Raw genomic sequence first — 18151 nt, forward strand, 5'->3', positions numbered from 1 at the left:
AGGTGGAGGCGCACCATCCACTTAGCGAGCGATGAGCGCCTCCAACCCGTAATCTCACTTTGGCGGTGGCTTGTCGTAGAGCGGCTTGCCCTTGTCGACGATATGTACCGTCAGAAGCTTTATCGGCTTGTCGCCGACAACCTTGAAGGCGCCATGCGGTACATTGCGAACATTTACGCCAGCGTTACCGGCAGGGAAGGGTACCTGCTTGCCGTCTGGAAGCTCGATGGTGCCACCTTCCAGGACGTAGAATGATTCCTCTCCGTGATGGATATGCAGCGTCGAGGTATCACCGGGCTTGATCTCGGAGATACTGGTGACGACTTCCATATTCGTGCCGGTCAAATCCGCTCGCTTCAACTCCTTTCGAAACGGCGAGTCCTGGGCGTTCGCTGCAAACGCGAAAAGTGACGCAAATAGAATTGCAGGCAAGAACTTCATCCGTATCCTCCCCACTTCACAAAATCTGCGATCGCGCGGACGCTCGATTAAGCCTGAGCAGGGGCGCGCAACTCAAGATCTATCGATCTTGCGATGCGGCTCGCGCTGGTGTCGATCAGCTTGGCATTGGGCACGGCGGATCGATAGCGGCGGCAATAGTCGAGATCGCAAAGATGCCAGCCGCCTTTAAGCACCCTCACGCAATTTCCTGGTAGCGGGGCCTTCGGTAGAAGATCGGGGGTGAAACAAGCCGGGCAATGCAGCCCTGAATTGATCCAGATCAAAGGATTGACTTAGATCAACGAGAGGTGTGCCAATCCCTTGCACGCCAAGCTTCTACAATTCCACGTTCACTCGAACGGGCTCCAGTAGCTCATTGGCTATCTCATCGGAGAGTTTCATGAAAACCTTCAACCCGTTGCTGTCGCTAACACTCCTCGTTACGCTATCGGCCTCGACGCAGGCCGCGGATTTGAACGGAGCATGGACGATAGACGCTTCTGCCTGTGGTAATATGTTTACCAAGGAAAACAACAAGCTTGCGTTCAAGAAAGATGCTGATCTCAACGCGGGCGGTTTGATCGTTCAGGGAAGGGAGATAACCGGCACAATGCAGAAATGCACCGTCAAATCGATACACGATGACGGGCCGGATAAGCGAGTGATTGCGTCGTGTTCGGACGGCGTCGCGATTTCAGATATCACATTCGACGTGAAGTTCACCGGAGAGAACAATATCACGCTCAGCTCCAAGGGGCCTGTGCCCATGGAAATGCTGTACGTTCGCTGCCCGATGTGACGTCGAAGGTTTGCGAGGATCGTAGAACGTCTGCATGGCGCCGAAGACAGGACTTCCGCTCAAGGTCTAACAGCGGAAATCCAGTTTCACCGCGCCTCCCGACTGTGCCACGTCTGGTGCGCCGAACATATCATTCGGCGGCTGATGCGGCTCGCAAACGATAATTCTGGGGCGTCATAGAGAACCACCGCTGTGTAGCGCGGAAAAAGCTGCCTTGATCCTTGAACCCAAGCAGATAGGCGACCTCGGCCGCGGATAGGTCTCGGCGTGCCAGATAGTTTTCCGCCAGCTCTCGACGGGTGTCGTCGACCAGGCGCTGAAACGATGTGCCTTCCTCGTTCAAGCGGCGGTGCAGGGTCCGCTCGCTCACTGCCAGCGCGCGAGCGATGGCGGCCCGTGTCGGAGCGCCGTCGTGCAGGCAACGCACGATCTCCGCCCGCGCGCGAGGTGTGAACTGCGAACCTGAAACTCGCTCCAGCTGCTCGGTCGCGATGCGGTCATGGACAGCCGACAGCCGAGGATGGGCAGTCGGAAGCGGCCGATTCACATTCGCGCACGAGAACAGTATCGCGTTCTCCGCCGCCCCGAACCGGGGTCGACAGCCAAATGCCGCCTCGAATACGGCGCTGGAATCCCCGCGATGGCTCAGCTCCACGCCAACGGGGTTTAGGTCGATACCGGTCACCCAGCGGCAGAACGAGAGGAACTGCAGCAAGTCGAAGGCGAAGCGCTCGTGGGGCACCGAACGAGATCCCGCATTCAAAACCAAGGCCAGGCGATAGCTATCTCCGTGCTTGTGCAGGGAGACAATCGCTGCGTCGCTAACGATCGCGATGTACCGAACGATCCGATGTAGGATTCCGAGCAGGTCGGGTGCAGACATCAACGGGTAGGCCACTACGCCGAAATACCCGGGCTTGGCGCCCCCAGCGCCGATCAGCCCAACCGCAGGATTGCCGGACCGCGCTACGGCCAGCTCCCAGAGCAAGCTGACCTGCTCGGTTGGGAAGCGGGCGTCGGGATCGCCGAGCATTGTGATATCGAGGCCCGAATCGCGAAACAGCTCGGGCGCGTCGAGTTGCTCGGCGGCCAACGCGTTTGCGACGCCGGTCACCCAGAATGCAGCGCTCGTACGCCGATCCGTTGGCGGTGATGGTTGCCCAGGCTTCATTTGACCGCTCCTGGGCCTCTGTGTTGGCCCGGTTTGCCAGCGATGTGGCCGACAGAACCATAAGTCTAGCCACACTCTGGACCCCCTGCTTGAATAAAATAGTCGCCAAGGTCACGTCGTCTCGCCTGCGACTGGTCGGTGAGGGCTGGAATGGCACGATCATAAGGGCATTTGGCGGCCGGATTGGGCCTCCCATGGAGGCCCAGCGGGAGGAGGCGTCTGGCGCTTGAGGCGGGATTCTTCGGACAACACCTGTTCGGCATGCGTCTCCGACCCAGCTCGAACGGCAGGCAGCGCGGATGATCAGCGCATGACTCGCGACCTCGATGCAAGCATTCCCGGCTCAGGATCTGCAATCCGGGGCATTCGAAGAATGGCGCGCCGCTATTGGTCTCATGTCGACGCGTTGCTGCGACGCGTTTGGAGTGGAGACTTCCCGCAGCTGCCAACCCTTCTGGCTCATTGGCTCGTCGGCGCATCGGCTCTGGGCGTGACCACTGCGGTGTGCTTCGCGCTTGGCCTCAACCCCGGCGCCGTCGCACTCGTCTATCTGATCGTCATCATTGTGCTGTCCTTGTTGGGAGGCAGCTTCCTGTCCTCCATCATTTTCTCGGCGATCGCCATCGGTTGCATCGCCTTTTTTTTTTCGCCTATCCCATTTTCTCGTTCGAGATCGAAAATACCCGAGATGTTCTGACGTGCATCACCTTCTTGTTTGCGTCGCTCTTCGTCACCGGGCTTGTCCGACATCTCCGCGATCTAGCCACGGCGCACCATGAACAGACCGGGCTCCTCGACCTTACTCATGACGCGGTTTTCGTCCGCAGTCTCGACGGCGTTATCGCCTATTGGAATCGGGGCTCCGAAAAGCTTTATGGCTGGGGCCGGGACGAGGCGGTTGGGAAGATAGAGCACGAGCTCTTAAGAACACAATTCCCGGCGCCGCTCGATGAGATCAGGCGGCTGGTGTTGGCTACCGGGCACTGGGAAGGCGAGCTCCATCATATGCGACGGGATGGCACGCCCATTTTCGTCGCCAGTCGATGGTCCCTTCAGAAAGGCCGCTACGGCGAACCGTTGGGAATATTGGAGATCAACTCGGACACCACTGAACGCAAGCGGGCCGAAGAGGCACTCCGTCGAATCCAAGCGGCTTACTTTGCGGAGGCACAGAGCCTCAGCATGACTGGTAGCTTTGGCTGGAACGTGACTAGCAGTGATATCTTCTGGTCTGAGGAAACTTACCATATTTTCGGCTACGAGGTGACTCTGAAGCCTTCGATCGCTTCGGTCATGGAACGCGTGCATCCAGACGATGTGGCTCTCGTAACGAGCACGATCGAACGGACGGCGACACAGAAGAGCGATGTCGACATCGAGCATCGCCTGTTGATGCCCGACGGTACGATCAAGACCGTACATCTGCGCGCACGTCCGCTGACCGAATGGATCGCGGGCAAGCCGGACGAGACGGTGAGCACACAGTTCGTAGGTGCCGTGATGGACGTTACGGCGCAGACCAAGGCGTATGCCGCACTCCAGGAGTCGCAGGCCGAGCTCGCTCATGCTGCCAGGCTCTCGGTTCTTGGTGAGCTTGCCGCGTCGATCGCGCATGAGCTCAACCACCCTCTCGCTGCCCTCGCCATGAACGGTGACGCCGGTCTGCGCTGGCTTGACCGCGCTGAGCCGAATATTGCCGAAGCATCTGAGGCGATGCGGCGCGTTGTTGCCGATGCACGCCGTGCCGGTGAAATGATCGCGCGTATCCGCGGCCTTGCATCGAGGCGCTCACCGCAGCGGGCCTCATTGGCGCTCAACGAGGTCATCGTAGAGGCGTTGCAGTGTGTCCATTATGAGCTTCAGTCGACGCAGATCGAGGTTTTGCTCGATCTGGCGCCGAGACCGCTTACTGTGCTTGCAGACAAGGTTCAGTTGCTACAAGTCATCATCAATTTGATTATTAACGGCGCTCAGGCCATGGCGACAGTGGACGACCGGCCGCGTCAAGTCGTGATCCGATCGCGCGAAAATGAAACCGGCCAAGCGCTCGTTTCAGTGCAGGACTCGGGCGTCGGCATCAATCCGGAGCACGCTGATAGGTTATTCGAGGCGTTCTTCACCACCAAATCCAGCGGCATGGGATTGGGCTTATCAATATGCCGCACGATCGTAGAAGGGAACGGCGGACGCATCTGGATGTCCAACAATTCGAGGCGCGGTGCGACGTTTCAGTTCAGCCTGCCAGCCCTCCGTCATTCCTGAGTGATAGCGGTGTCGTTTTGTCGGCCGCTGTTGGATTGAAATGCCAATTAGCAGCGTGACCAACTCTGGCCTCCTGCGCTGCACTGAGTGGAACTCGATCAGGCTCGCCGCCGCTGCGCTGACGGGCCAAAAAGCCTCAACCACCCCGCGCTTTGCCACCCGACGGCCGCCTGCCATTCAGGCAACTTTCAGCACGCGGTGATCCCGTAAGCTGGGCAAAGCGACTTGTCCGCCGGAGGGGGCATCCCACTCTCATCAAATGGTCATCTGGATGCGCCCCGCCGTAAGGCGTTATCTTCTGCCTTTCTCCTGCAAACGTCTATTTTGCGGAAAGCGCCACCTGCTCGACATGCGCGTCGATAATCGGGCCGAACGCATCCCAATGTTCTCCACCGAAGCGGCTCATTCGCAGCTGTTCGATCGGGTAAAAATCGGTCGGAGAGGTCTTAACGCGGATTCCGGGACGTAGGGTTTCGACCTCGAAATCAAGATTGGCGACCACCTTCATTACGTTGTCGCGTGTGAGATTGTCACCGCAGCGCTTCAGGACTTCGACCAGCCCGGTCGAGAGTGAGTAGGCGGCCAGCGTACCGCTATCGGATTTGTCGGCTTCCGGGTAGTACTTTGCCAGGAAAGCGCGGAAGTGCTGCATGCCCGGGTGGCTGTCCCATTGTGGGTCCGTGACATCCATATTGTAGAGAGCGGTCAGGATGCCCTTGGCATTCTCAAGCCCTGCAGGCTTCAGTACCCCGCCAACAGAGCTGGAGACATTGGTCATGATGTGAACCGGGTGCCAGTCGAGTTCAGCGAGTTTCCTGATAGCCTGCGCTGCGTATTTCGGCGTAGCGATATTGATGAAGATGTCAGGATTCGCAGTCTTGATCGCCACGACCTCCGAGTCCACGGTCGGCGTGCCGACTTCGAAGGGCGCGCTCATGATGACCATGCTGGCGTACTTGTCACCAAGCCGATCCTTTAGACCCAGTATGTAGTCCTTGCCAAAATCGTCGTTCTGGTAAAGCACGCCGATCTTAGCCGTCGGATGGTGCTCCAGAATGTAGCTTGCGTAGACGCGCGCTTCGGCACGGTAGCTCGGCTGCCAGCCGATGGTCCATGGGAAGTGCTCGGGGTCGCCCCAGCGCGACGCGCCGCTCGACACGAACAGTTGCGGCACTTTCATCGTATTCATGTACTTCTGGATGGCGGCGTTGGTGGCGGTCCCGAGTGGAGCAAAGATCAGAAAAACCCCATCGCTCTCGACCAGCTTGCGAGCTTGCTCCACCGTCTTTGGGGGGCTGTAGCTATCATCGTAAGAGATGAAATTTATCCTGCGTCCGTTGATGCCCCCGCTCTCGTTGATCATCCGAAAATAGGCGCTCATCGTCTTGCCGATGATGCCGTAGGCCGATGCCGGTCCACTATACGGCACGATGTTGCCGATCTTGATCTCGGTATCGGTGGCACCGGTATCATATTTTCTTCTGTGCAAGTGCGCTGCCATGACTGGCAGCCAATAAAATAATGGCGGTCGAAAACGCCGCCAATCGTCGGGCGACGAATGACATTTCGCTTCTCCCTATGAATTATTGAAGGTGTCTGCCGAAGTAGAGGCGACCTATCGTCTCCTCTTCAATACTGAACACCCATTATCTGAGGTTGTCGACCTTTATGAGTGTTGCTTACGCGCGTGTCAGTTCGTCCGCTCGTCAACATGGCTGACCTTAATTTTCGAAGACAATCGATACGACTCCGATCGGGCACAGGATGACATTTTTGGGAAACGAGCGACGACCCCGTCGGCCACAGAACGACATTGCGCTTTCATGAGATGGCGGAATTGGTGGACACGCTTTCCGCATGCCACCCCGCCGGCAGCCTGCCATTCAGGCGACGTTCATCGCACGACTCCTATCGATCTCGGACGATCAGGAGAATTCGATGAAACTGCCGTTCGCGGCCGTCGCCGCCAGCCTCGTGTGTCTGATCATTGCGCCCATGTTTGCGCAAACGACGCCGCTGGCGGCTCCAACCGGCACGGTGCCGGTTCCCGCGACCAAGCGCGTGACTTGTCTGGCGACGACGAAAAACCTGAAGGGACAGGACAGACGCGACCAGATGCAGCTCTGCATGGCGCAGGCGCGGCTCGATTGCCTGAAACAGGCGGTCGATCAGAAGGTCGTTGGCGAGCCCCGGAAGAACTTCATCAAGACCTGCGTGGGCGTGGATGGCACGGAACAGCAATAGCCGCGCGGGCGCGATCTCACGGCTGCGGCTTCAGCGCGCCGGGGAAGTGCCGCTGCAACACGGCGGTGGGCGTGGCGTAGGCTTCCTGCCGGTCCACGCTCCAGTACTTCAATTCGTCGAGCGGGATCCGCGTGTCGGTGATCGCGCAGCGCACGAAAGTCCCCGGCGAGATCACGCGGAAATCGCCGTCGAGATACTGCACCTGCGCTTCGCCGTGGCCCGAGGGGCCGAATTTGTTCAGCACGGTCGAAAGTCTCCGTGGAAGGCCTCTCCGTGGAAAACCCTGGAGGGCACGATGTGTTGGACGGGATGTAGCATAGATAGGGTGGCTTGTCCGCCCGGTAAACCAACCGGTTTGTGATGTTTTGGTGTCGTTCCCGCATGATAGTGCTCGAGCAAAGGATCGTTGGTCCGGAGCATGATCCGGACCCGAAGGGCCGCGTTAGCGCAAAGTGCGCAGCGGTTTTCCGAAAAGATCATGCTCAAACAATGGTCGCCTGCACAGGCCGGTTCCTCATACGGCAGAGTCCGATGCACCTTCGACTGACCGCCCTGTTCCTGACACTCCTGATGTCGGCCGCGCGCGCCGCGCCCGCGCCTGCGCCGCAGCAGGTCGACATTCCGCTGGCGTCCGGAATCCTGCATGCGCAGCTCTACAAGCCCGAGGGTGACGGACCGTTTCCGACCGTGATCGCGCTGCACGACTGCGGCGGCCTCGGCAACCATTCCGATCCGGTGCTGCCGCGTTATCGCGACTGGGTCGAGCGGCTGCTCAAGACCGGCAACGCCGTGCTGCTGCCTGACAGCTACGGCTCGCGCGATCTCGGGCCGCAATGCCGCGTCAAGGAGATGCGCGTCAAGGCTAGGCGCGAGCGCGTTGCCGACATCGCGGCGTCGCGCGCCTGGCTGATGAAGCAGACCTGGGTGGCGCGCAGCCGCGTCAGCCTGATTGGCTGGGCACACGGCGCGAGCGCGCTGCTGTGGGCCGTGCGTCCGCAGAGCGCCGCGCGCGATGCGAGCCCTGATTTCCGCGCCGCGATCGCGTTCTATCCGGACTGCCGGATTTCCGCCGGCCTCGGCTGGAGCACGCGGGTGCCCACCCTGGTGCTGATCGGCGCCAATGACGACGTGTCGTCGCCGCCGGCCTGCCGCCAGATGGTCGACGGCGCATACGGCCGCAGCGCGCTCGCGCGCATCGTGGTCTATCCCGGCGCCTATCACGATTTCGATCGGGCCAACACGCCGTTGCAAGCGCTCGCCGGAAGCACCGACGCTGCGGCGCCCGAGCACGGCCATCTCGGTACCGATGCGGACGCGCGTGCGGAGTCGCAGAAGGAAGTCGCGGAGTGGCTGGCGCGGTGACCGGGCGCTGAAGGTCTCGTAGCCCGGATGAGCGCAGCGACATCCGGGAAGGTAGGTCCCGCATATCGCTTCGCTCATAGGGGCTACGCGTCTTCGCTCCATCCGGGCTACACGTTGCGAAGCGGGGCCGCCCGAGGAACAACGTCAGGCGGACGGCCCCGCATCGACCACCGCCCTGCACGGAACATGATGGCCGACCGTCAATCTACGGATGGCGTGCCGAACCGGTTTCAACATCCGGAGCGTTTTCGAGCGAAGTGGATACCGGTTAGCGTAAAGAAAACGCGTCAAAACAAGAATCTAGCCGCGCCATAGTTCGACCACGATGTCGATTAAACGCAATCTACATGCGCAACCGCATTGTCCTCTTCTCCTCCGCACTGGTCGTTTTCACCGTCGCGATCTTCCTGTTCGAAGCCCATGCCGGCGCTCCGCAGCGCGCGCCCGAGCATTGCGGCTTCTGGACCACGATCGACGCGGGATTGTCCTGCCGCTGAAGCGCGCCTTGCTAGTCCCGTCATCCTGAGGTGCTCGCGTAGCGAGCCTCGAAGGGCGACGGCCCGGCTGCACCTCGGCCGTCCATCCTTCGAGGCTCACCTTGCGATGCGTTCGCATCGCAAGCCTCGCACCTCAGGATGACGGAGCTAATGCTCAGTGTCGTAGCCCGGATGAGCGAAGCGATATCCGGGGCAATTGTTCCCGCATATCGCTTCGCTCATGCGGGCTACGATCTTCCCGTGTGCGGGAGAGCGCTCCGCACCACCCACACACTGGCTGTCATCGCCCGGCCTTGACCGGGCGATCCAGTATTCCGAGACGTCTGTGATTCATTGAGAAGCCGCGGCGTACTGGATTGCTCGCCGGAGCCTGTCATCGGGCTCGCCGAAGGCGAGACCCGGTGGCGGGGAATGATGTCGAGAGCTGAGCGCCGCCGCCGAGCTCAGAACAAACTGCCCTGATCCACCGGCTTGGCCGCGCGCTTCGGCGCGGGCTTGGCGTCTTGCGCGGCCGGCTTCGATTGTGATGGCGCACGCTTCGTGGCCGGGGCAGGGCGATCCGCATCAGCAGTCGCCGCAACGCGGCCATCCGCAAACTCGATCTCGAGCCGCGCATTTGGTCCGATCGCGTCGGCCGAATGCAGGGAATGGCCGGCCTCGTCGCGCACCAGCGCGAAACCGCGGGCGAGCACGCTGCGATACGACAGGGCCGAGAGCAACTTGCCGCTGTTCTCGACGCGGGCATCTAACCGCTGCAGCAATGTGACAAGCGCGCGGCTGGCGCGTTCGGCAAGACGATGCGTGCGCTCGCGCTGGCGGAGAATCGCGTTGCGCTGCGCCTGCGCGTTGGAGAGCTTTGAGGCGCGCAAGCGAATCTCAAGCCCGGCAAAGCGGTCGCGCCGCTGCCGCAGCAGCGAGCGTGCGGACAGGCCGAGCCGCTCGCCGCACACGGTGAGCCGATGATCGGCCTGCGCGATCTGGCCGTGCAGCACACGCAGCGTCAGTTTTGCGCTGGCGGCGGTGAATCTGCGGAAATGCGCATGCGTATTGGCCTTGAGCCCGCGGGGCAGGGCAGCGCCTGCCGAATCCAGCCGCTGCCGTGGGATCGCCAGGAGATCGCCTGCCGCCGGCAGCGCGCGCGCAGCCGCACGCAGCTCGCTGCGGCGGCTCTCATGGGCGCGCTGCCAATAGGCGCGCGTGCGCCGTGCGAGGTCGGCGACCTCGACGAACAGTTCGCTGCGCACCGGCACCGCCATCTCGGCCGCAGCCGTCGGCGTCGGCGCGCGCTTGTCGGCGACGAAATCGATCAGCGTGATGTCGGTCTCGTGCCCCACCGCCGAGATCAGCGGGATCATGCTCTCGGCCGCGGCGCGGACCACGATCTCCTCGTTGAACGACCAGAGGTCCTCCAGCGAGCCGCCGCCGCGCGCGACGATCAGCACGTCGGGACGCGGAATCTTGCCGCCTTCCGGCAGCGCGTTGAAGCCGCGGATCGCGGCTGCGACCTGCTCGGCCGAGCCTTCGCCCTGCACCTTGACCGGCCACACCAGCACGTGGCGCGGGAAGCGATCCTCGAGCCGATGCAGGATGTCGCGGATCACGGCGCCGGTCGGCGAGGTCACGACGCCGATCACCTCCGGCAGCCAGGGCAGGAGCTGTTTTCGCGCCTCGTCGAACAGGCCCTCGGCAGCGAGCTTCTTCTTGCGCTCCTCCATCAGCGCCATCAGCGCGCCGATGCCGGCCGGCTCCAGCGCCTCGATCACGATCTGGTACTTCGAAGAGCCCGGATAGGTGGTGAGCTTGCCGGTCGCGATAACCTCGAGCCCTTCCTGGGGCTTGAAGCGCATGCGGCTGTGCACGCCCTTCCAGATCACCGCCTCGATCTTGGCGCTCTCGTCCTTGAGCGCGAAATAGCAGTGGCCGGAGGAGTGGGGCCCCCGAAAGCCCGAGATCTCGCCGCGGACCCGGACATGGCCAAAGGCGTCCTCGACCGTCCGCTTCAGGGACAGCGAGAGCTCGGAAACGGTGAATTCGGGCGCGTTGAGCAGTTGTTCCGCAGGCGGCATCGGCAAACGATTCGGCATTTTGGGGTCAGACCCGACGTTAAGGATTTTCGCGGCGCGGCGCCAATCCCGGGATTGATCAAAAGAGTACTCTGTGATATAGAGTTCTCTATATGCGGTAAGATCAACGGAGTTTGCGCCATGGCGATGCAGTTCCTGCGAGGTGCTCTGAGCTTGCTGAAATGGGGCCTGTGCGCGGCCGGCGCCATGGCACTGCTGTTGACCGCCCTGATCGCGACGCCGCTGGAGCGGCCCGCGGAGCTGCGCTCCGTATCGGCCTCCGTGAAAGGTGTCGACATGTCGACCCTGCCGGCGCTGGAGCGCTTCCAGGCCCGCGACGGCACCTGGCTCGGTTATCGCCATTACGCGCCGAGCGGCGCCGCCACCGGGCGTGGTGCCATCTTCATCCATGGCTCTGCCGGCTCCTCCGGCACGATCAACCACGCGCTGACCGCGGCGCTCGCTGCGCGCGGCGTCGAGACCTGGGCGCTCGACATGCGCGGCCACGGTGCCTCCGGCACGCGCGGCGATATCGGCTATGTCGGCCAGCTCGAGGACGACCTCGTCGACTTCGTCGCGCAGGTCCGCAAGGCCACGCCCGATCTGCCGCTGACCCTGATCGGCCATTCCGCCGGCGCCGGCTTCTCGCTCCGCGTCGCCGCGACGCCGATCGTGCGGGATCTGTTCGTCCGTACCGTGCTGGTCGCGCCCTATCTCGCTACGACGCACCGACCAACAGGCCGCATTCCGGTGGCTGGGCCAATGCCGATCTGCCGCGCCTCTTCGGGCTCGCCACACTACGCAAGCTCGGCATCGATTGCTGCTCGCAGCTTCCGGTGCTCGCCTTCGCCGTGCCCCCGAACTCCGAGCGGTTTCTGGTCGCGACCTATTCGGATCGCCTCATGCGTAACTTTGCGACACGCGGCTACCGCCTCGATCTGCCGGCGGTGACGCATCCGCTCACGATCTTCGGTGGCGCCGAGGACGAGATGATGGTCTCCGACAAATATGCCGAGACCGTGCAGGCCATTAAGCCATCCGTCGACGTCAAGGTGATCGAGGGCGTCAACCACATGGGCATAGTCACCAACCCGAAGGCGGTTTCCACCATCGCCGAAGACGTGGCAACGCGCGGGAGTGGGCAGTCATGATCGACAGCAAAGAGGCCGCCGAGGCGCTCGCCGATATCGACGATATCGTCCAGCGCCTGCGGCAATCGCAGCTCTATGAACTGGCGAGTCTTGCGGCGCTGTGGTGGGGCGCTCTGGTCTTCGCCGGTAATGTCGTGACCTGGCTTTGGCCGATCTACGCGGTTTATGCGTGGCCCGCCGTCGACATCCTGGGTGTCGGCGGCCTGGTTGCTTTCCGCCTGCTCAATCCGCCGCAGACTCATACTGCGGCCTTCGACATCAGGCTGTTGCTGGTGTTCGCGTTGTTCTTCGCCTTCGGCTACGTCTGTACCAGCGTGATCGGTCATTTCGGTCCGCGTCAGCTCGGCGCATTCTGGCCGATCTATTTCATGCTGTTCTACACGCTCGCCGGTCTCTGGTTCGGCTACGCGTTCGTGGCGATCGGTCTCGGCATCACCGCGCTGACGCTGATCGGCTTCTTCTACATCGGCGAGGCATTCCCGCTCTGGATGGCCTTCGTCAATGGCGGTGGCCTGATCCTCGGCGGCCTCTGGATGCGGCGGATCTGATGGGCGAGTTCGACGACATCATCCACCAGCCGCTGCGGCTGAAGATCATGGCCGCATTAAACGCGTTGCCGACGGCCACAGGCCTGGAATTCGCGCGGCTGAAGAAACTCACCGGCGCGACCGACGGTAATCTCGGCGCGCACATCGAGACGCTGGCCAAGGCGGGCTACGTTTCGGTGGAGAAGGCGTTCGTCGGCAAGAAGCCGCAGACGACGGTGACGGCGACCGCCGCCGGCCGCGGCGCCTTCGCGCGGCATGTCGCGACACTGCAGGAGATTATTGCGGGCAAGCAGGTCTAGCTCCGTCGTCGTCATTCCGGGGCGTCCCCCTCTCTCCGCCGTCATTCCGGGGCGCACCCTCTTGGCGCGAGCCCGGAATCCATGCTCACGATGGTGGTTATGGATTCGGGGCTCGCGGCTTCGCCGCGCCCCGGAATGACGGGGAATTGGAGGGGCGCCCCCTTGAGACGCGCGCCGATTCGTGCGACCGACGCGTCCAGCAAACCCCACTTTTCGAGCCTTCGATGCACATTCTCCTGCTCGGTTCCGGCGGCCGCGAACATGCTCTCGCATGGAAAATCGCAGCCTCCACCCTGGTCACCAAATTCTGGTGCGCGCCTGGCAATGCCGGCATCGCGCGCGAGGCGGAATGCGTGGCGCTCGATGTCGCCGACCATGCCGCCGTGATCGACTTCTGCAAGACGAACGCGGTCGAGCTCGTGGTCGTGGGTCCGGAGACGCCGCTGGCGGCCGGCATCGTCGACGACCTCACCGCCGCCGGCATCAAGGCGTTCGGACCGAGCAAGGCGGCCGCCCAGCTCGAAAGCTCCAAGGGTTTCACCAAGGCGCTCTGCACCGAATTCGGCATTCCGACCGGCGCCTACAAGCGCTTCACCAACGCCAGGGACGCGCGCGATTATGTGAACAGCCAGGGCGCGCCGATCGTCGTGAAGGCCGACGGCCTTGCCGCCGGCAAGGGCGTCGTCGTCGCCAAGACTGTGCGCGAGGCGGAGGATGCCATCGCCATGATGTTCGAGGGCGCCTTCGGCGAGGCCGGCGCCGAGGTCGTGATCGAGGAGTTCCTGCCGGGCCGCGAGATCAGCTTCTTCGCGCTCTGCGACGGCGAGACCGCTATACCGCTGGCCTCCGCCCAGGACCACAAGCGCGTGTTCGACCATGACGTCGGCCCGAACACGGGCGGCATGGGCGCCTATTCACCGACGCCGCTGGTCACGCCGGCGATCCACGACGCGATCATGGCCAGGATTATTTTGCCGACGGTTGCCGGCATGAAGAAGCGCGGCACGCCGTTCCGCGGCGTGCTCTATGCCGGGATCATGCTGACGACGCAGGGCCCGAAACTGTTCGAGTTCAACGTGCGCTTTGGCGATCCCGAGTGCCAGGTGCTGATGCTGCGCATGATGTCGGACATCGTGCCGGCGTTCATTGCCGCCTGCGACGGGGAGTTGAAGCATTTCGATCTGCGCTGGTATCCGGAATCCGCGCTCACCGTGGTGATGGCGGCGAAGGGCTATCCCGGCGACTATCAGAAGGGCACGCGCATCGAGGGGCTCGACGAGGCCGCGAAGGTCGACACCGTCGAGATCTTCCACGCCGGCACGGTTGCGAAGGATGGTGCGATCCTCGCCAATGGCGGCCGTGTGCTCAATGTCTGCGCGCTTGGCAAGACCGTGACGGAAGCGCAGGACCGCGCCTATCAGGCCGTCGACCGCATCAACTGGCCCGAGGGCTTCTGCCGCCGCGACATCGGCTGGCAGGCGGTGGAAGCAGAGAAGGCCAAGAACTAGCTCGTCATTTCGGACGACGCGCGAAACGCGTCGATCCGGAATCCCGAGGTTTGGGCGCCGCCACCGCCTCGCCACATCGACATTCCAAAAATGCGCAATCGGCGGTTGGGGTTAGCAACCCTCACAGGTGGCCGCCGTGCGACTTTGCATGGGGTTGTTTTCGACATTTTTTTGTCGGGCGCGCCGTGGGACCGACCAGATGACGATGCAGAAGATGTCCGATCACGCCGACCTCTATCCGGGCTTTGCCTCCGAATGGATCAACACCTCCTCCGGTCGCGTCTTCGCGCGCGTCGGCGGCAAGGGGCCGCCGCTGCTGCTCCTGCACGGCTTCTCCGAGACCAACGTGATGTGGCACCGCGTGGCGCCGCAGCTTGCGGACAGGTTCACGCTGATCATCGCTGATTTGCCGGGCTATGGCTGGTCGGACATGCCCGAGAGCGATGCGCAGCATTTGCCCTACAGCAAGCGCGCGATGGCGAAGACCATGGTCGAGGCGATGGAGAGCCTCGGTCATGTGCACTTCGCGCTTGCCGGCCACGACCGCGGCGGCCGCGTCTCCTACCGTCTCGCGCTCGACCATCCCGGCCGGCTGTCGCGCCTTGCCGTGCTCGATATCCTGCCGACCTACAATTACTGGGAGCGGATGAACCGCGCCTATGCGCTGAAGATCTATCACTGGACCTTCCTCGCGCAGCCCGCGCCGCTGCCCGAGACGCTGATCTCGAGCAATGGCGAGTTCTTCCTCCGCTTCAAGATGGCGAGCCAGACCAAGTCGAAGACGCTCGATGCGATCGATGCGCGCGCACTCGCGCACTACATCGCCCCGTTCCGTGATCCCGCCCGCGTGCACGCGATGTGCGAGGATTATCGCGCCGGCGCCTATTTCGACTACGATCTCGACAAGGCCGATTTCGAGGCCGGCAAGAAAATCACGGTCCCGATGCTGGCGCTGTGGGGCAACGCCGGCATCGCGCAAGCCGCATCCACCCCGCTCGATACGTGGAAGCAGTGGGCAACGAACGTGGACGGCATGCCGGTGGATTCCGGCCATTTCCTCACCGAGGAGAACCCCGACGTCACCGCAAAGGCACTGCGCGAGTTCTTCTCGGCGTCTTAGCGCCGCTCGCGAAAGAACTCCCTGAGCAGCCGCGCCGCTTCGCTTTCGCCGACCCCGGAATAGACGTCCGGGACATGATGGCAGGTTGGTGAGGCGAAGAAGCGCACGCCCGACTCGACCGCGCCCCCCTTGGGGTCGGCCGCGCCGTAATAGAGCCGCCGAACCCTTGCAAAGGAGATCGCGCCCGCACACATGGTGCAGGGCTCCAGCGTCACGTAGAGGTCGCAGTCCACGAGGCGCTCGCTGCCGATCTTTTTCGCGGCCTCGCGCAGCGCGACAATCTCGGCGTGGGCGGTGGGGTCGTGGTCGCTCAGCGTCCGGTTGCCGGCGGTGGCAATGACCTCGTAATCGCGGACGATGACGCATCCGATCGGAACTTCGCCCGATTTTCCGGCATTTTCGGCCGTCTTGAGCGCCAAATCCATGAAAGAAGGGGCTTTCATGCCTCGTATCATTGCCAGAAACCTGCTACTAGCTCCGCCTTCAGCAAGAGTGGATACCGATTTTGCCTGAGCATGCGGCTCGGAACGAGCGCGCACAATGCTGACTAGCCACCCCTAAGTGAGATTATTCATGCCTCGCGACAGCGACAAAGACAACGATTCCCGCGGCCGGCGTGATCGAGGCCCTTCCAAGGGCCGCAGCGGCAAGCCGCGTGGCCCCGAGAAGAAATTCGGCGAGCGCGGCTTTGAGGGCAAGGGCGACCGCGACAGCCGTTCGCCCCGCGGCGACCGCGAGGGCCGTCCGTTCCGCCGCCGCGAGGAGGGCGATGCGCCACGCCGCGACTTCAGCGACCGTCCGCGCTTCAAGCGCGACGACCGGGCTCGCGAGGATCGTGGCGAGCGCAGCTTCAAGCCGCGTGGCGACCGGCCGTTTTCCGATCGCGGGTCGCGCGATGGCGAGAAGCGCTCGTTCAAGCCGCGCGGTGATCGCCCGTCCTATGGGCGTGACGACCGTCCACCGCGCAGCCGTGATCGCGACGACTCTCGCCCCGCTGGCCGGTTCGGCGACAGGAAGTTTGGCGACAAGCGGCCGTACGCGCCGCGTGGTGACCGTCCGGAGCGCGACGGCGAGCGGAAGTTTTCGCGGGGCGGCGACCGTCCGCGCGATCGAGGCGAGCGGGGCGATTCAAAGCCGTGGCAGAAGCGCGACGATCGTCCGCGCGGCGACCGGCCCCGCAAGAGCTTCGACAAGGATTTCGGCGGCCGGGATCGCGGCGAGGAAAAGCCCTGGCGTCAGCGCGACGACCGCCGCGAAGGCGGACGCGGCGAGGACCGTCCGCGCTTCTCGCGCTCGCGCGACGATCGCGCCTCGGGCGATCGTCCGTTCCGCGAGCGTTCAAAATTCGATCGGCCCCGCCGTGACGGCGATGTCGAACGCGGTGGCCACCGCCCGAAATTCGATCGGCCACGCGAGCGCTCCGAAGGTCGCTCCGATTGGCACGAGCATCCGCGCAGCGAAGGCCGTTTCCACGATCGTCCGCGGCGCGACAATGAGGACGACAGCCAGATCTTCACCCGCCGCCCCGCCTTCGGCGGCCGCGGCGCCTATCGCGACCGCGATCGTGATTTCGAGGGGCGTCCGCGCCGCGAAGAAGCGCCGAAGCCGAAGAAGGCCGGCGAGCGCATCGCCAAGGTGCTGGCGCGCGCGGGCCTCGCCTCGCGCCGCGACGCCGAGGAGATGGTCACGCAGGGCCGCGTCACGGTCAACGGCCGGGTGATCAATTCGCCCGCGCTCGACGTGACGCAGAACGATGTCGTCGCTGTCGACGGCAAGCCGTTGCCGCCGCGCGAGCGCACGCGGCTGTTCCTCTATCACAAGCCGCGCGGGCTGATGACGACGCATGACGACCCCGAGGGGCGTCCGACCGTGTTCGACAATCTGCCCGAAGGCCTGCCGCGCCTGATCAGCGTCGGCCGGCTGGACTTCAACACCGAAGGCCTTCTGCTGCTCACCAATGATGGCGGACTCGCGCGCACGCTCGAATTGCCGGATACCGGTTGGCTGCGCCGCTATCGCGTTCGCGCCCATGGCGACGTCACCCAGGCGCAGCTCGACGAGCTCAAGAAAGGCATCGAGGTCGAAGGCGTCAAATACGGTCCGATCGAGGCGACGCTTGAGCGCGACCAGGGCGCCAATGTCTGGCTGGTGTTCGCGATCCGCGAAGGCAAGAACCGCGAGGTGCGCAATGTCTGCGCCCATCTCGGGCTCGAGGTAAACCGGCTGATCCGCGTGTCCTACGGTCCGTTCCAGCTCGGCGAGATTCCGGAAGGCCAGGTCGACGAGATCAGGTCGCGCGTGCTGCGCGAGCAACTCGGCGACAAGGTCATCGAGAAGTCGGGCGCCGAGTTCGACGTGCCCTCGAAATCCACCTCGCGCGACGATGATGCACCGCGCGAGAAGAAGCCCGCCAGCAAGCGAGCGGTGATCAGCGATCGCAAGGGCCGACGCGTGCTGGTGCAGCGCACCGGCAGTGAGGAGGCGCGCGAGCGCAATGAGCTTGAAGCCAGCGGCTACGGCCCGCCGCGCCGTCCCAAGCGCGGCTATCACGGCAAGCGCGACCTGAAGCCGCGGGAGGACTGAGGTGGAGTGCGCTTCGTCACTCGGCGCTCTCTCGTTCCCTCCCCCCTTGCGGGGGAGGGTTAGGGAGGGGGGTACCCCAGCCAGGAGGTCCTCGCTCGTGGCA

At 63.3% G+C, this 18151-nt stretch carries 16 protein-coding genes and 2 pseudogenes; 12 read left to right on the top strand and 6 right to left on the bottom strand.

The window, feature by feature from the left end; translation table 11 throughout:
• Positions 1 to 54 precede the first annotated feature (54 nt).
• Positions 55 to 441, bottom strand: coding sequence for a cupin domain-containing protein (locus tag AC629_RS31530; RefSeq protein ID WP_084808731.1), 387 nt, complete (start codon positions 439 to 441; stop codon positions 55 to 57).
• 400 nt (positions 442 to 841) lie between these two features.
• Between AC629_RS31530 and AC629_RS31535 the strand changes: the two genes are divergently transcribed.
• Positions 842 to 1240, top strand: coding sequence for a hypothetical protein (locus AC629_RS31535; protein WP_084808744.1), 399 nt, complete (start codon positions 842 to 844; stop codon positions 1238 to 1240).
• Positions 1241 to 1370: 130 nt separating this feature from the next.
• Here AC629_RS31535 and AC629_RS31540 read toward each other — a convergent pair whose 3' ends face one another.
• Positions 1371 to 2354 (bottom strand): AraC family transcriptional regulator, encoded by a 984-nt coding sequence (locus tag AC629_RS31540; protein WP_168195619.1) that lies wholly within the window; start codon positions 2352 to 2354, stop codon positions 1371 to 1373.
• Between the two features lie 367 nt (positions 2355 to 2721).
• Here AC629_RS31540 and AC629_RS47185 point away from each other — a divergent pair, with 367 nt between their 5' ends.
• Both AC629_RS47185 and AC629_RS31545 read left to right on the top strand, forming a co-directional pair.
• Positions 2722 to 3108 (top strand): hypothetical protein, encoded by a 387-nt coding sequence (locus tag AC629_RS47185; protein ID WP_168195620.1) that lies wholly within the window; start codon positions 2722 to 2724, stop codon positions 3106 to 3108.
• A complete protein-coding gene (locus AC629_RS31545; RefSeq protein WP_168195621.1) occupies positions 3039 to 4673 on the top strand; it encodes an ATP-binding protein in 1635 nt (544 codons plus the stop codon). The genes AC629_RS47185 and AC629_RS31545 overlap by 70 nt, the downstream gene beginning before the upstream one ends.
• 319 nt (positions 4674 to 4992) lie before the next feature.
• On the opposite strand, the pseudogene AC629_RS31550 reads toward AC629_RS31545, so the two are convergent.
• Positions 4993 to 6238, bottom strand: a pseudogene (locus AC629_RS31550) (ABC transporter substrate-binding protein).
• Between the two features lie 373 nt (positions 6239 to 6611).
• Between AC629_RS31550 and AC629_RS31555 the strand changes: the two are divergent.
• Positions 6612 to 6917, top strand: coding sequence for a hypothetical protein (locus tag AC629_RS31555; RefSeq protein WP_084808745.1), 306 nt, complete (start codon positions 6612 to 6614; stop codon positions 6915 to 6917).
• A 16-nt stretch (positions 6918 to 6933) separates the two neighbouring features.
• Here AC629_RS31555 and AC629_RS31560 read toward each other — a convergent pair whose 3' ends face one another.
• Positions 6934 to 7161, bottom strand: coding sequence for a DUF2093 domain-containing protein (locus AC629_RS31560; RefSeq protein ID WP_074122672.1), 228 nt, complete (start codon positions 7159 to 7161; stop codon positions 6934 to 6936).
• Positions 7162 to 7448: 287 nt separating this feature from the next.
• On the opposite strand from AC629_RS31560, the gene AC629_RS31565 reads away from it, so the two are divergent.
• Both AC629_RS31565 and AC629_RS45790 read left to right on the top strand, forming a co-directional pair.
• Positions 7449 to 8279: a dienelactone hydrolase family protein gene (locus tag AC629_RS31565; RefSeq protein ID WP_084808746.1), complete on the top strand. Its 831-nt coding sequence runs from the start codon at positions 7449 to 7451 to the stop codon at positions 8277 to 8279.
• A gap of 347 nt (positions 8280 to 8626) precedes the next feature.
• Entirely contained in the window at positions 8627 to 8776 is a 150-nt protein-coding gene (locus AC629_RS45790; protein WP_143198508.1) for a hypothetical protein, read from the top strand.
• 443 nt (positions 8777 to 9219) lie between these two features.
• Here the strand turns inward: AC629_RS45790 and xseA are convergent, their stop codons facing one another.
• Positions 9220 to 10860 carry an exodeoxyribonuclease VII large subunit gene (gene xseA, locus AC629_RS31570; RefSeq protein ID WP_084808734.1) on the bottom strand — a complete coding sequence of 547 codons (1641 nt, stop codon included), beginning with the start codon at positions 10858 to 10860 and terminating at the stop codon, positions 9220 to 9222.
• A gap of 120 nt (positions 10861 to 10980) precedes the next feature.
• Between xseA and AC629_RS31575 the strand changes: the two are divergent.
• The 5 genes and pseudogenes from AC629_RS31575 to AC629_RS31595 all read left to right on the top strand — a co-directional run bounded on the left by AC629_RS31575 (position 10981) and on the right by AC629_RS31595 (position 15465).
• A pseudogene (locus AC629_RS31575) lies at positions 10981 to 11990 on the top strand (alpha/beta hydrolase).
• Positions 11987 to 12538, top strand: coding sequence for a hypothetical protein (locus tag AC629_RS31580; protein ID WP_084808735.1), 552 nt, complete (start codon positions 11987 to 11989; stop codon positions 12536 to 12538). The pseudogene AC629_RS31575 and the gene AC629_RS31580 overlap by 4 nt, the downstream one beginning before the upstream one ends.
• Entirely contained in the window at positions 12538 to 12837 is a 300-nt protein-coding gene (locus tag AC629_RS31585) for a winged helix-turn-helix domain-containing protein (RefSeq protein WP_084808736.1), read from the top strand. Before AC629_RS31580 ends, AC629_RS31585 begins: the two co-directional genes overlap by 1 nt.
• Positions 12838 to 13061: 224 nt before the next feature.
• Positions 13062 to 14345, top strand: coding sequence for a phosphoribosylamine--glycine ligase (gene purD / locus AC629_RS31590; protein ID WP_084808737.1), 1284 nt, complete (start codon positions 13062 to 13064; stop codon positions 14343 to 14345).
• Positions 14346 to 14559: 214 nt separating this feature from the next.
• The gene (locus AC629_RS31595) at positions 14560 to 15465 is read left to right on the top strand and encodes an alpha/beta fold hydrolase (protein ID WP_084808747.1); all 906 of its coding nucleotides are present in this window, start codon (positions 14560 to 14562) and stop codon (positions 15463 to 15465) included.
• Here the strand turns inward: AC629_RS31595 and AC629_RS31600 are convergent.
• The gene (locus tag AC629_RS31600) at positions 15462 to 15920 is read right to left on the bottom strand and encodes a nucleoside deaminase (protein WP_084808738.1); all 459 of its coding nucleotides are present in this window, start codon (positions 15918 to 15920) and stop codon (positions 15462 to 15464) included. The two genes, AC629_RS31595 and AC629_RS31600, sit on opposite strands and share 4 nt — an antisense overlap.
• Positions 15921 to 16038: 118 nt before the next feature.
• Here AC629_RS31600 and AC629_RS31605 point away from each other — a divergent pair, with 118 nt between their 5' ends.
• Positions 16039 to 18048 (top strand): pseudouridine synthase, encoded by a 2010-nt coding sequence (locus tag AC629_RS31605; protein WP_084808739.1) that lies wholly within the window; start codon positions 16039 to 16041, stop codon positions 18046 to 18048.
• Positions 18049 to 18151: the final 103 nt, after the last annotated feature.

Source organism: Bradyrhizobium sp. NAS80.1, from assembly GCF_001908205.1.
Lineage (GTDB): Bacteria > Pseudomonadota > Alphaproteobacteria > Rhizobiales > Xanthobacteraceae > Bradyrhizobium.